The 13626-nt window shown below is 61.7% G+C and carries 11 protein-coding genes; 7 read left to right on the top strand and 4 right to left on the bottom strand.

Annotated features, from left to right (window positions below; all coding sequences use genetic code 11):
• Positions 1 to 31: 31 nt before the first annotated feature.
• Positions 32 to 523, bottom strand: a complete 492-nt coding sequence (locus GF1_RS00585; RefSeq protein ID WP_267927686.1) for a DciA family protein — start codon at positions 521 to 523, stop codon at positions 32 to 34.
• A 180-nt stretch (positions 524 to 703) separates the two neighbouring features.
• Here GF1_RS00585 and GF1_RS00580 point away from each other — a divergent pair, with 180 nt between their 5' ends.
• From GF1_RS00580 to GF1_RS00570, 3 genes are all read left to right on the top strand, one after another.
• Positions 704 to 2050, top strand: a complete 1347-nt coding sequence (locus tag GF1_RS00580; RefSeq protein WP_267927685.1) for a TolC family outer membrane protein — start codon at positions 704 to 706, stop codon at positions 2048 to 2050.
• 82 nt (positions 2051 to 2132) lie between these two features.
• Complete coding sequence (locus tag GF1_RS00575) at positions 2133 to 2804, top strand: transglutaminase-like cysteine peptidase (RefSeq protein ID WP_267927684.1); 672 nt, start codon at positions 2133 to 2135, stop codon at positions 2802 to 2804.
• Between the two features lie 12 nt (positions 2805 to 2816).
• On the top strand, positions 2817 to 4772 hold the full coding sequence (locus GF1_RS00570; protein ID WP_267927683.1) for an EAL domain-containing protein: 1956 nt from the start codon (positions 2817 to 2819) through the stop codon (positions 4770 to 4772).
• Between the two features lie 28 nt (positions 4773 to 4800).
• Here the strand turns inward: GF1_RS00570 and GF1_RS00565 are convergent, their stop codons facing one another.
• Positions 4801 to 5130 (bottom strand): hypothetical protein, encoded by a 330-nt coding sequence (locus GF1_RS00565; protein WP_267927682.1) that lies wholly within the window; start codon positions 5128 to 5130, stop codon positions 4801 to 4803.
• Positions 5131 to 5232: 102 nt separating this feature from the next.
• Between GF1_RS00565 and GF1_RS00560 the strand changes: the two genes are divergently transcribed.
• Genes GF1_RS00560 through GF1_RS00550 form a run of 3 tightly spaced genes read left to right on the top strand, consistent with a single transcriptional unit; the run spans position 5233 to position 9436 of the window.
• A complete protein-coding gene (locus GF1_RS00560) occupies positions 5233 to 7401 on the top strand; it encodes a type I secretion system permease/ATPase (RefSeq protein ID WP_267927681.1) in 2169 nt (722 codons plus the stop codon).
• Positions 7402 to 7408: 7 nt separating this feature from the next.
• Positions 7409 to 8779: an HlyD family type I secretion periplasmic adaptor subunit gene (locus GF1_RS00555; RefSeq protein WP_267927680.1), complete on the top strand. Its 1371-nt coding sequence runs from the start codon at positions 7409 to 7411 to the stop codon at positions 8777 to 8779.
• 6 nt (positions 8780 to 8785) lie between these two features.
• Positions 8786 to 9436, top strand: a complete 651-nt coding sequence (locus GF1_RS00550; protein ID WP_267927679.1) for a response regulator transcription factor — start codon at positions 8786 to 8788, stop codon at positions 9434 to 9436.
• Here GF1_RS00550 and GF1_RS16120 read toward each other — a convergent pair.
• Together GF1_RS16120 and GF1_RS00535 are read right to left on the bottom strand one after the other, a co-directional pair.
• The gene (locus GF1_RS16120) at positions 9345 to 11450 is read right to left on the bottom strand and encodes an Ig-like domain-containing protein (RefSeq protein WP_326491572.1); all 2106 of its coding nucleotides are present in this window, start codon (positions 11448 to 11450) and stop codon (positions 9345 to 9347) included. The two genes, GF1_RS00550 and GF1_RS16120, sit on opposite strands and share 92 nt — an antisense overlap.
• Entirely contained in the window at positions 11374 to 12309 is a 936-nt protein-coding gene (locus GF1_RS00535) for a retention module-containing protein (protein ID WP_267927678.1), read from the bottom strand. Before GF1_RS00535 ends, GF1_RS16120 begins: the two co-directional genes overlap by 77 nt.
• A 391-nt stretch (positions 12310 to 12700) precedes the next feature.
• Between GF1_RS00535 and GF1_RS00530 the strand changes: the two genes are divergently transcribed.
• Positions 12701 to 13495 carry a PEP-CTERM sorting domain-containing protein gene (locus GF1_RS00530; protein ID WP_267927677.1) on the top strand — a complete coding sequence of 265 codons (795 nt, stop codon included), beginning with the start codon at positions 12701 to 12703 and terminating at the stop codon, positions 13493 to 13495.
• The last annotated feature ends 131 nt before the right edge of the window (positions 13496 to 13626 follow it).

Genomic DNA, 13626 nt, shown 5'->3' with positions numbered 1-13626 from the left:
ACCACCCGGCCCGACCATCACGGCCCGTGGCTCAACCCTCATCCCTCTCGACAGACCCTTTTTTCCGGAAGGCGAGCCACAACCGGAACAGGGCCTCCTGGCTCTCCGGATCCACAATCCCGGAGACCATGGCCCGAAAACTCTCCTCCTCTTCCGGCGCCACACTCCTTTCGGGCATCGTTCCCGACTCCCGGTTCTCATCCTCGGGCAGCAGTTCCGGGGGAAAGAGCAGCCAGCGCAGATCAGCTACCTCGTCCCGGTCCAGATACCGGCGGATCCGGTCCAGCAGATCCTGCTTCTGCAACTGGAGTTGCTGCATCCAGATGGGACTGACGACATAGATCCACAGCACATCACGGCGGAAAAAAGCCGGCATGCTCCGGACGGCCACAGTCTCCCCGACAATGGAGGACCAGTCCCGGACCAGACCGACCAGCCCCCACTGGACCCTCCAGCTGCGGCGGTCAAAGACCTCGGCCAACCCCTGACCCAGCGGTGATGGCTCCTGATGTTTCTTCAACATGGTGCGTGATCTCGACTGGTTTCCCTTCAAAAGAGCCCCCTGTTCCGCTCAACTGCAAAAAAAATTTGACCACCTGTCAGGAACGTGCGACAATGCAGACAACACGTCTCGATCATTGAGCTTTTCCCCTGAACAATGCACCGGATGCCGGATGCCGCTTTTTGTTCGCAGGAGACATACTTGAACAGAACCACACTGCTTATCCTCATGGCCTGCCTGACCATGACAGCCCGACTCCTCGCCGGGCCGGTACCCCTGAGGGCGGAAACCCTGGCCGAAGCCGTCGACGCCATACTCCACAGCCATCCCGAGGTCCGCTCCGCGGTCCACAGCCGCCAGGCCGTGGCCACCCAGGTGAACCAGGCCAGAGCCGACTACTTTCCCTCCGTGGACATCCTGGCCGGCAGCGGCACCGGCCGGGTGTACGATCCCGGGGACTCGGACATCGACCCGCGGGAGCTCACCATCAGCCTGCGCCAGAATCTCTTTGCCGGTTTCGCCACTCTCAATGAAACCAGGCGGCAGCAGTCCAGAAGCCGGGCCGCGGCCTTTCGGCTCCAGGCCATATCAGAAAACATAGCGCTTAAGACGTCAAGAGTCTACCTCGACGTCCTCCGCCAGCAGGATCTACTCCAGCTGGCCAGGGAAAATCTCATTATCCACCAGCGTATAAGCGATCAGATCAGGCTGCGCAGCGAGTCCGGTATTTCCACCCGGACCGACATGGAGCAGATTACCAGCCGCCTGGCCCTGGCCCGGGCAAACGAGATTACCGCCCGGACCAACCTGATGGATGCGAAAACCAGCTATCAGGCCGTGGTCGGTCACCTGCCGGGAGAGCTGATCCAGCCACCTCTCCTGGACCAAGAACTGCCGGCGGACCTGGAAAAGGCCCAGGCCATGGCCCTGCGGGAGCATCCCAGCCTGAAATCCGCCGAAGCCGATCTCGCCGCCCGCCAGGCCCGAGCCAGGGTAGCCAGGAGTTCCCTTCTACCCCGGATCGACCTGGAAGTGGATCGAAGCTGGAAAGAAGAGTTCGATGACAGCAATAGCGGCCAGGACGACCTGGTGGCCATGGTCCGCCTGCGCTACAATCTCTTCCGGGGCGGAAGGGACCAGGCCAGTAGACTGGAGACCAGCCACCTGGTCCAGGAGGCGAGAGAACTGCGCAACAACATTCGCCGCCAGATCATCGAGTCCATCCGTCTCTCCTGGATGGCCTATCAGAGTGTGCGGGAACGGCTGCCGTTTCTGGAAACCCGGGTCCAGGCCAGCAGGGCAACGGCCCGGGCCTATACCAAACAGTGGAACATCGGCCGCCGGACTCTGCTCGACGTGCTTGATGCCGAAGCCGAACGGATCGACGGGGAGCAGGATCTGGTCCATGCCCGGTATGACCTCATCTATGCCTGCTGTCGCATCCTCAACGGCTGCGGCCGGCTGGTCCACACACTGGGGCTCAAGTGGCCCCGGGAAGCCCGTATTGACAACCACGACCAGAACTCTGAAAAAAGACAGGACAGCTAAACCACCTGTTCCCGCCGGTCCCCCGGCCCATCACCGGTACCCTCCGGGAGCGGGCAGAGTTCACCTCTGTCCTCCGCCCACCATGACGCCCTGGCGGCACGCAACCGCTCTCATCCTCCTGCTTCTGGCTACGACCCTGCAGGGAATCTCCCCCTCCCTGGCCCTGTCCGACAGATTTTCCCTTGACACCTCTGTCCTGGAGGCTGCCCGGCACCAGTATGGCCGGGAGGCCGGGAAACGGTTGCGCCAGTGGGTTGAACTGATCAACCATGATACCAGCCGAAGTACGTGGGAAAAGCTGGAGAAGGTTAATGATTTTTTCAACCGGCTGGACTTTGTCGATGATACCATCCACTGGAAGAAACAGGATTACTGGGCCACGCCGGTGGAATTTCTTGCCAGTGGCGGTGGCGACTGCGAGGACTTTGCCATGGCCAAGTACTTCACCCTCCGCGCCCTGGGTATCCCGGACAGACAGCTCACCCTCACTTATGTCAAGGCGCTGCGCTACAACCTGGCCCACATGGTGGTCACCTACTATCCGGCTCCGGGCAGTGAACCGCTCATCCTCGACAACCTGGACAAAACCATCAAACCGGCTTCCCGCCGCCGGGATCTGCTGCCGGTGTACAGTTTTAACGGCACCGGCCTGTGGCTGGCCAAACAGCGGGGCCAGGGCCGGTTTGTCGGCCCCAGCGACCGGCTCAGTCGCTGGCAGGACGTACTCACCCGACTTCCCAAAGGATTGTTTTAAGCGAGGCCTTCCATGACATTATTCCGCCAGCTCCTCCTCTTCATCCTGATCCTGATCCTGACCCTGTTCACGGTCAGCTGGGTGACCCGGCTGCAGGCCACCAGGACATATCTCCAGCAGCAGCTCCAGTCCCATGCCCAGGACACCGCCACCTCGCTGGGGCTGACCATTTCCGCCTACTCGGCACAGGATGACATGGCCGCGGCCGAGACCATTGTCAATACCATCTTTGACCGCGGCTACTACCGGCTCATCGTGCTGAGGGACCTGGACGGACAGGTCCGAATCAAACGGTCCGTGGAGGTGGCCATGGATACCGTTCCCGCATGGTTCATCCACCTTGTCCCCCTGGAACCGCCCCGTGCCACGGCCGGGATCATGAACGGCTGGTTCCAGGCCGGAACCATCCTAGTGGAAAGTCATCCGGGTTTTGCCTACAGTTCCCTGTGGGACACCACTGTCAACATGACGCGCTGGTACCTGCTCCTGGCCGCCCTGGCCTGCCTGGCCGGCGGCATGGGCCTGCGCCTGCTGCTCCGGCCGCTTGCCAGGGTGGAAGATCAGGCCCGAGCCCTCAGCCAGCGCCGGTTTGAAATCCAGGAACCCTTGCCCAGGACCCGTGAATTGCGCCAGGTAGTCCAGGCCATGAACCAGACGACCCTGCGGGTCAAAACCATGTTCGAGGAACAGGCCCGGACCGCGCAGCAGCTGCGTCGCCAGGCCTACAGCGATCCCCTCACCAACCTGGGCAACCGCCGCTACCTGGAAAACCAGGTCGCCAGCTGGATGGACCGGCCCGGGACTGAGATCCGTGGGGCCTTTCTCCTGGTCCACATAACCGGGCTCAAAGAGCTCAACGAGGAAAAAGGCTTTCAGGCCGGCGATGAACGGATCCAGGCAGTGGCCGATCTCCTCCGGGCGCGGACAGGGGGTATTCCCGGCGCCGCCGTGGCCCGGCTCACCGGCGGTGATTTCGGGGTCTTTCTCCCGGACACCGGCCTGGATGAGGCCAGCCATGTGGCCGATGCCATCTGCCAGCGGTTCTGGGACCAGGGAGCGGAAAACCATCCTCTGTCAGACACGGGCTCCATCGGCGGGGTGGTCTTTGGCCGGAAGACATCGTTTTCCAGCCTTCTGGCCGGCGCCGACTCCGCCCTGCAGGCGGCCTCCGGCAAGGGACCGAACCAGTGGGTGATCCGCCGGATCCCCACGCGGATAGAGGATGTTGTCCGGGGCCGGATCGGCTGGAAAAAGGTGCTGGAACAGGCCATTGCCGAAGAGGCCATTGTCCTGTTCGGTCAGGCCTGTGTGGCCCTGAATGATCCGCAGCGAGTTCTTCACCGGGAGATCCTGGCACGTTTACGGGAAAGTGACGGCGGACTGCTGCGGGCCGAACAGTTTGTCCCCCTGGCCCACCGGTTGGGCCTGATCACCCGACTGGACCGGAGCGTGGTGGAAAAAACCATGGCGCTGACCAAAGAACAGGCCGGGGCCGACCAGCTGGCAATCAACATCTCCCCCACCTCACTGGCCGACGGACCGTTTACGACCTGGCTGCTTGCCAGGCTGGAAGAGACCGGCCGGGACAGGCCACGGCTCATCTTCGAGTTTACGGAATTTGCCGCGGTCCACCACCTGGAACTGCTGGCCGAACTGGGCCGTCGGATCCGTGACCTGGGCCATGGCTACGGCATCGATCATTTTGGCCAGGGATTTGCCAATTTCGGCTACCTGAAGAGTCTTCAGCCCGATTATGTCAAGATCGACCGGGCCTTTACCCGGGAGCTGGTATCAGCGGGCAGCGACAGCCATTTCTTCATCCATTCGCTGTGCAGCGTGGCCCACAGCCTGGGAATCGCGGTCCATGGAGAAGGGGTGGAAACAACGGACCAGCATCTCCTCCTCCGCGGCCTGAGCCTGGATGGCCTACAGGGATACCATCTCGACCAGCCACGGGAGATAGCCTGAAGAGAGAGACCACCAACCAGTCCCGAACTCACAGAATGTCGTCCACAATGAGCGGATCCTGGCCTATCCTGCGCCGCAACTGCCTGCGTTCCTGAATTTTTTTCTGGGCCTCCTCGGGAAGTTCGGTAAAGAGGATAATGTTTTTCCGCACCAGCAGATCGATCAGGTCTTCAAGGACACGGATGATACTGGTATCTGAAAGAGAAAGAAGCCGGGCAAGCCCGTCCTTTTCCCCGGAAGCGCGAAAAAAGTCGAGCACCTCGGGATCCAGGAGTCCCTTTGCTTCTCTGGCCCGGTCTCCGGGTTGCCGACAGATGGCGACAATCTTTCCCTCTTCATCACGCTCGACATATAACATATTGATCTCCCAAAGAGTATTTGACCGCCCCCTGTCCTTGTGCTTAAATCATAGTAGCATGCAACTTCGCCCTGCACAACAACACCCAACCGAACTGTAACCATGACCGTTGCCACGGCTGCCGAACCGGAAACCAAGTGGACCCCGGGCAGTGATACCGATACCTTTGACGACCCCCTGACCGACTGCCTGGTCCAGCTGGCCCGGATCCACGGCTGTCCGGCCTCGAGGACCGCGCTGCGGGCCGGCCTGCCGCTGGTGCGAAACCGGCTCACCGTGGAGCTTTTTGCCAGGGCGGCCGAACGGGCCCAAATGGCATCCCGAGTCGTCAAGCGGCCCCTGGCCTCCATGACCAACCTGGAACTGCCGGCGGTCCTGCTGCTTGACGGTCACCGGGCCTGTATAGCCCTGGAGATCGACCGGGACAGGCAGCGAATCACCGTGCTGCTGCCGGAAACCGGAATGGGCGAAGAAACCCTCGCCTGCAGCGAACTGGAGGAGTTCTACACCGGCTATGCCATCTTTGTCCGCCCCAGGTTCCGCAACCGGCAGGAGACCATGGACACCTCTGGCGGGGAAAAGCGCTGGTTCTGGTCCACCCTGGCCCGATCCTGGCGTATTTATCGCGATGTGTTGATCGCTTCGTTTCTGATCAATGTCTTTGGCCTGGCCGGACCGTTTTTCACCCTGAACGTCTATGACCGAGTCATCCCCAACAATGCCTTCGAGACCCTCTGGGTCCTGGCGACCGGCATTGGCGTGGTCTACCTGTTCAACCTCGTCATGCGGGGTCTGCGCAGCTATTTTGTCGACGAGGCTGGCAAGAAGGCCAACCTGCAGCTCTCGGCCATGCTGTTTGAAAAGGTGCTCGGGTTGCGGATGGAGTTTCGCCCCAAATCCGTCGGCGCCTTTGCCAAAAACCTGCAGCAGTTTGAATCGATCCGCGACTTCATCACCTCGTTTTCCATCACCGCGCTCATCGACCTGCCTTTCATGTTCCTGGCCCTGGGCGCGATCTGGTACCTGGGCGGCCCCATCGCCCTGATCCACGCAGGGGCCATCCTTCTCCTGCTCCTCTACGCGGCCCTGATCCAGGTTCCCCTGAAAAAAGCGGTGGAAAAGAATTTCTCCGCCGCGGCCCAGAAAAACGGTATCCTGGTGGAGGGGCTGTCGGGTATCGAGACCATCAAGATGCTCGGCGCCGAGGGCCAGCTCCAGCGTGCCTGGGAGGAAGCGGTCTCCTACATCGCCACATGGAGTGCCCGGGCCAGGTTCCTCTCCTCGTCGGTCAACCATGTGGCCAATTTCATCCTCAACATGACCGTGGTGGGAGTGGTTGTTGCCGGGGTGTACCGGATCGCTGCCGGTGAGCTGACCCAGGGCGGTCTCATCGCCCTGGTGATCCTGACCCGCCAGGCCGTGGCGCCCATGTCCCAGGTTGTCAGCCTGGCCACCCGGTTTCACCGGGCCCGGGCCGCCCTGCAGACCCTGAACCGGATCATGGCCCTGCCGGTGGAACGGCCGGCAGGGAAAAACTTTCTCCACCGGGCCACCTTTCGCGGCGCTATCAGCCTGAAGCAGGTCAACTTTGCCTATCCGGACCAGAAGGTGGAGACCCTGAAAAACATCACCCTCTCCATCGAGCCCGGGGAAAAGGTGGGCATCATAGGCCCCATCGGCTCGGGCAAGACCACCCTGGGCAAGCTCCTGCTCGGACTCTACCAGCCGACCGCGGGCATGGTCTGCATGGACGGGACCGATATCCGGCAGATCGATCCAGCCCAGCTGCGCCGTGTCATCGGCTACGTGCCCCAAGACATCGTGCTCTTCCGGGGCACCATCCGCGACAACATCATCCTTGGTTCACCCGATGTGGACGACGACACCGTCCTGCAGGCAGCGGAACTGGCCGGAGTCACTGAAATCGTCAATCACCACCCCATGGGTTTTGACATGGAGATTGGCGAACAGGGCAGCGGCCTGTCCGGCGGCCAGCGCCAGAGCGTGGCCATGGCCCGGGCCATCCTCCACGATCCGCCGGTCCTGGTGCTGGACGAGCCATCGAGCGCCATGGACAACCGGACCGAATCGCGCCTCAAGACCCGCCTGACCACTCTCCTGGCCCCCAAGACCCTGATCCTTATCACCCACCGGGCCTCCCTGCTTGACCTGGTGGACCGGATCATCGTAATCGACAACGGCACCGTGGTTGCCGACGGCCCCCGGAGCCGGGTGCTGGAAGCGCTCAAGACCGGACAACTGAGCCTGTAACCGACCCATGGCCAGAACAGAAAAACAACCCGACCAGAAAAAATCTCCCGGTATATTCCGGCGTATGCCGGCCCGCGACGTGGACCTGGTAACCGATATCCGCACATCCATTCTCGTCCAGTCGCCCCGCGGCGGCCGGCTCATCCTGTGGATGGTGGTGCTCTTTTTCGCCCTGGCCATCTACTGGGCCGCCAATTCCGAGATAGAGGAGGTCACCCGGGCCACCGGCAAGGTCATACCCTCCCGCCAGGTACAGGTCATCCAGAACCTGGAAGGCGGCATCCTCTCGGAGATTCTGGTTCAGGTGGGCGATGTGGTGGACAGGGGGCAGCTGCTGCTGCGCATCGACGAAACCAGGTTCTCGGCTCCGTATCAGGAAAGCCGTGTCCAGACCCTGGCCCTGAAGGCCAGGATCGCCCGGCTGGAGGCCGAAATCAACCAGGCTCCCTTTGAGGTTCCGGAAGAGGTGGCGCGGGAGATGCCTGCTATCGGTGAGCGGGAACATGAGCTCCATGCCTCGAGACAAAAGGAGCTGGCCGCCTCCCTGCAGGTCCTCAGGGAACAGCTCCGGCAGCGGCAGCAGGAAGTGACAGAGCTGGAAGCCAGGCTGCGGGAACTGACCCGGACCCATGACCTGCTGCAAAAAGAGCTGCAGATGACCCGGCCGCTGATGAAGGAAGGCGCCGTTTCCATGGTGGAGGTCCTGCGGCTGGAACGCCAGCTCAGCCAGATGCAGGGAGAGATCGAATCGACCCGGCTGGCCATACCCCGGGGCCGGTCCAGGATCGTCGAGGCCGAGCAGGCACTGGAAGAGAAACGACTCGCCTTTGCCAACAAGGCCAAGACAGAACTTGGCGAGGCCTATGCCCGGCTGGAAGAACTCTCGGCAACCTCGGTGGCCCTCATGGACCGGCTCCAGCGGACCGCGGTCCGCTCGCCGGTACGGGGAACGGTCAACCGGATCCTGGTCAGTACCGTGGGCGGAGTCATCAAGCCCGGAATGGACCTGATCGAGATCGTCCCCCTGGAGGATACCCTGCTCGTCGAGGCGCGGATCAAGCCGGCCGATATCGCCTTTCTCCACCCGGATCAGAAGGCCATGGTCAAATTCACGGCCTATGATTTCACCGTCTACGGCGGCCTGGAGGCAAGGCTCGAGCACATCAGTGCCGACTCGATCACTGACGAGAAGGGCAACAGTTTTTATCTTGTCCGGCTGCGAACCGACCGCAACTACCTCGGCCCGGCCGACAATCCCCTGCCCATCATCCCGGGCATGGTGGTCACCGTGGATATCCTGACCGGAAAAAAGACCATCCTCTCCTACCTGCTCAAGCCCATGCTCCGGGCGAAGATGATGGCCCTGCGGGAGAGATAGCACGAGATGAACCTCATTATCTGCAGTGACCGCGACCCGGTGCGCAACCGGTGGCAGGCGGCCCTCTCCGGCCAGCATGACATCTTCCATGCCTCGGTCCTCAGGGATCTGGGTATCCTGCTTCGCGAAGCACAACCAGACCTTCTGCTGCTGCACCGGACCATGGTGGACCTGGAAACCGTCGGCCGGCTCTGTCGTAATATGGCGCATTGCCGACTCTTTGTCCTCTCCGACCGGCCGGACAACAACGAGGGACTGGCCCTGCTCCGTCTCGGAGTGGTGGGATATGCCAACACCTACATCGCCCCGGCCAGACTCCAGGAAGCGGTGCGGGTGATTCTCACCGGCTCGGTATGGGTGGGCCAGCAGCTGATGGCCCACCTGATCCGGACGTCGCTTGGTGGTGGAAAAGGAGCGAGCGGGAGCCCGGAAACAGCGGCCGGATCGCGCCGGGACAGGATCCTGCCCGAACTCTCCGACCGGGAGTTCCAGATAGCCTCGCTGGTTGCCCAGGGGCTCACCAACCCGCAGATTGCGCACAGGCTGGAGATCACGGAGCGAACGGTCAAGGCGCATCTGAGCGCCATCTACGCCAAGACCGGGACCCGCGGCCGCCTGAACCTGGCCCTGCTCCTCCATGGGACAGAGCAGAGTTGAGAGCTCCCAACCCGGGCAGCAACCAAAGGATGTGACCACTACACGGTGGGCTCCGGCGGGGCACCAGGTCATCCACGCTGGTATATCCGGGATCATCGGTGCCATCGGTGAGCAGATCACCACCGGCATCGGCAAAGAGATCACCTCCCGCATCGGAGGAATCGGCCACCCCGTCGCCGGTCAGGGTGTCGACACCGGCTCCTGGCAGGCCGTCCGCATCACCCCCGAACAGGACGTCATCCCCCTCGGAACCGACCAGAATATCCTCGCCCGGACCACCGACCAGGGTATCGTTCCCTGACCCGCCATCCAGGCTATCTTTACCACTGGAGCCAAAAAGGGTATCGTCGCCGCCGTGGCCCAGAATGAGATCATCCCCGTCGCCGCCAACAAGGATGTCCCCTTCCGAGCTGCCACCGATCACATCCGGGCCATGGGTGCCAATGATATCTCCATCCCCGTCCAGCACGACATTGAGCCGACCCGAAACCGTGTCCCCGTCCCCATCGGTGGCCACCACATCATAGCTGAGCGAATGATTCATTTCGCTGCTGATCGAGACAACCCGGTAGGCTCCCATCAGGGGCACCGGCGCGTCATCATATTCCAGCACCACCGTGTCAAAGAGGGAGCCGGTCTGAGCCAGGTCCACGGTCAGGACCTGTTCCTGACCCAGAAGGAGATCACCGTTCACCACCCCGGTGGCCACCTGTTCTCCGTCCAGGCAGGCGGTCCAGACCGCCTGTTCGCCATAGATACTGCCCATGATGGCCACGCTGTCGAGGCCCTCCAGGGTGGCACTCATGGAACTCACCGGGGCGTCGAAGTGCAGCTCCAGGGGGTTGCCTGCGTTCACTGTTTCACCGATATCCTGAACCAGGGTGTGGTCCAGCCCGTAGGTTTCATCCAGAGACACGGTCCAGGTGGCGGTTTCAGGGTCAACGTTGACCGTAAAAACCGGGTGGTGGTCGAACTCGCGCACTGCGCTCAGGGTGCCCTGACCATCGTCCAGGTACAGCAGATTCTGGCCGTCCGAGGTGAGCTGGCGGCCGGCGTTATCCACCACGTACCCGTGGGCATCCGTTGTCCCGACAATCTGGAGGGATTCCCCGGCCGGAGCCGCTCCATCGGCGCCGAAGACAAGGCCCAGGTCCGCGGTCAGACTGTTGCCGGTCTCGTTGGCAAGAAGGATCGGCGGCGTAAGGGTAAAGGAAGGCTGATCGTCGGTGATCGTGATCGACAGGGTGGCGGAATCCCGGGAACCGTCGCCGTCTTCCACCTGGCAGGAAAAGAGTTCCCGGTCCGGGACCAAGTCCCCGTGGTCGATGCTGGACGGCGCAGTGTAGGTAAACCCGCCGTCGGCATGAAAGATGATCGTGCCACCCTGGGCCGTGGCCAGCTCCGTATCCAGGGCAAAACTCACTCCGGCGGCAAAATCACCGCTGACCCCGACGAGATGCAGGGCACCATCTGCCCCGGCCTGGTCATTTACCAGCACATTGCCACTGACCTGGTTGCCCGGTCCTTCTTCCACGACCAGACTGTCCTGGACAGCCACCGGTTCACTGTCGACCACGGTCACGGTGAGAACAGCGCTGGCCGGACTGCCGTCCCGATCCTCCACCGTATAGGTGAACTGTTCCGAGACCGGTTGATTATGGCCATCACCATCCAGGGGATTGCCGACCCGATCCGGGGCGGTGTAGAGATAGCTTCCATCGCTGTGGAAGGTTATGGTGCCGCCAAGAACGGTGGCCAGGGGCGTATCGAGGGCAAAGGTCTCCCCGGGGGCCAGGTCACCCTCCACCCGGACCAGGTGCAACCCCTGGTCAGCACCCTGACTGTCTTCGGCCGCCGGTTCATACCGTCCATCGTCCCAGCCAAAAATAAGGTTGCCACCGACGCTTGTCGCACTACCTTCCTCCCGCCCTCCATGATCATGTTGGAATCCGGCCCGGCCTGGGGGCGGAATCGAGAATATGGACCGTGAGGGTGCTCCGGGAGGAATCGCCATCACCATCGGTTACCGTATAGGTAAAGGTCTCCTGGTCGACCAGCCCGTCCCCCTGGCCATGGGTTTCGTGGAGGATGGCTCCCTGGATGGAGTAGGTGTAGGAGCCATCGCTGGACACGGACAGCTGGCCACCCAGAGGAGTGGTATGGGTCACGGTCTGGCCCGGGGCAATGGTATAGCTCACGCCGCCGATTTCCACCCCGGTTACGGTGACCGGCCCATCGCCCGGGGCATCGTTTTGCAGCAGGTTGCCCGCTGTCACCCGGGGCGCTGCTGCCGATTCCTCTACCTGGACCTGGTCCGGCTCGGCCACGGGCTGCAGATCGGCAGCCACCGGCGGCCTGTCCTCCCCGGCCACAGGATCCGGGGCGGTAAAATCCGGCGGCGAGTCAGTGGTGACGACAGGGTTATCCGGCAGGACCTCGGCCCCGATGGCATCGAACTTGACATAGTAATGATCCCCTGCGGAAAGGGACAGACCAGCGGCCGGCGGCTCCTCTTCCAGGGTGGGGTCAAAATCCGGATCCAGCAGGGCCTGCTGGATATCCTCCACCTCGCTGACCGCGTCCTGCAGATCCAGACCATCCGTCCCGCCATGAACATCGTCATCGAGCAGCACCTCGGACATCCTCCCCAGGTCAAGCTGGGTCTGGAGCTGATCGTCAAAAACAATGGAGACCATCCCGTCGGGTCCGGTGACGATCACCTCGCCGGCAAAAACCGGACTGTCAGGCTGCAGGAGCCGCTGGCTCCCATCCCCGGCCACGGCCCTGACCCGTCCGTACAGAACCGCCACCCTGCCGACTTCCATCGGTGCATCCGGCCCGGCCGGCTGCTGTCCACCGCTGTTTTCCACCATATCTGCTCTCTCCCGGGTTGTACAAAATGACCGCCTCTCCATGTCCATCCAAGGCCAGGGAGAGACCAGTTATTCTCTTTTAAAGAGAACCACATCCAGAACTCATGTCCATTGTACCATGGTCCAATGGGATGATTTTTTCACTTCAACCGGCCGCCAAAACCGGCAAAACACCCCGGGGCAGGATTCCACAAAAACGAACCGGCCATACGTATTTTCAGGTTTTCGGAAAAAATTGACGATTTTCCCGTTTTTCCGGAGAAAAAGAGCCCTAAGCCACTGCCCAGCCAGATACAACACAGGTAACCTATTAAAATAATTACATAAAAGAAGGAGGCATGCTACTTGCAGTTGAAAAAGCCAACAGACAAAAAACATCCGAGGTTTTTCCATGAACAAGATTGGTGCCGCTCTCATCGCCGGCGTGCTCTCCATCCCCCTTGCTGCCACGCAGGAGGCCGGGGCGATACCAATCATTGACAACTACTGGGGCGCGAGCGGCTGGAACAGCAGCACCGGTACGGTGATTCCCGGGGACCGTGATGTCCGCGGACCCGGCTTCATCTATGACATCACCGCCATGGAGGTCGCCTTTGCCGACACCCTCCTGGAGGTCACCATCCGCTCCAACCTCTTTCTCTACTGGCAGGCAGGCCTGCCGTTTATCGAGGCACCGGGCGACCTTTTCATCAGCACCGATGGCTGGAATCCCGACGGCACGGCGGCGACCAGCTACAACGAAGACTATTTCGGCAATGGGGAACAATGGGAGGCGGTCATTCATCTTAGCGGGCTGTTTTCCGGACCCAGTGGCCTGAGCAGCGGTGGAGCGGCCACGCTCTTTGCAGTGGACGACAGCAGTATCGTGTACGGCGGTCCGGATGAACTTCAGGAGACCTGGTATGATCCCGGGGACACGGAGATTTCGCTGGGAGAGGGCAGCTGGACCCTGGAGGATGAAGACCAGAACGGGGCCACCGACTCCATAGTGATCACCATGGATCTTGATTCACTGGACCCCGGGGCGGAAATTGGCCTCCACTGGACTGATACAGGGGCAAACGACGTGATTGAAGGAGGAGTACCGGTCGCCGTGGCACCGGTACCGGAACCGGCCACCATGGTGCTGTTCGGGGCCGGGCTGGCAGGACTGGCAGGTTTTGCCAGAAAGAAGAGGCACCGCTAGGAGGAAGGGTCGGAGGGATGGCAACCTCTCCGACCACCGGCGCATGCCCGGTCGGGCATGCGCCTTTTTTTGGCCGCATTTCGCCATAAAACGATCGAGTAGGGTGAGGCAAGTTAATTACGCTTGCCTCA

The organism is Desulfolithobacter dissulfuricans (assembly GCF_025998535.1).
GTDB lineage: Bacteria > Desulfobacterota > Desulfobulbia > Desulfobulbales > Desulfobulbaceae > Desulfolithobacter > Desulfolithobacter dissulfuricans.
The sequence above is the reverse complement of the archived record's forward strand: the minus strand, read 5'-3'. Positions and strand labels throughout refer to the sequence as shown.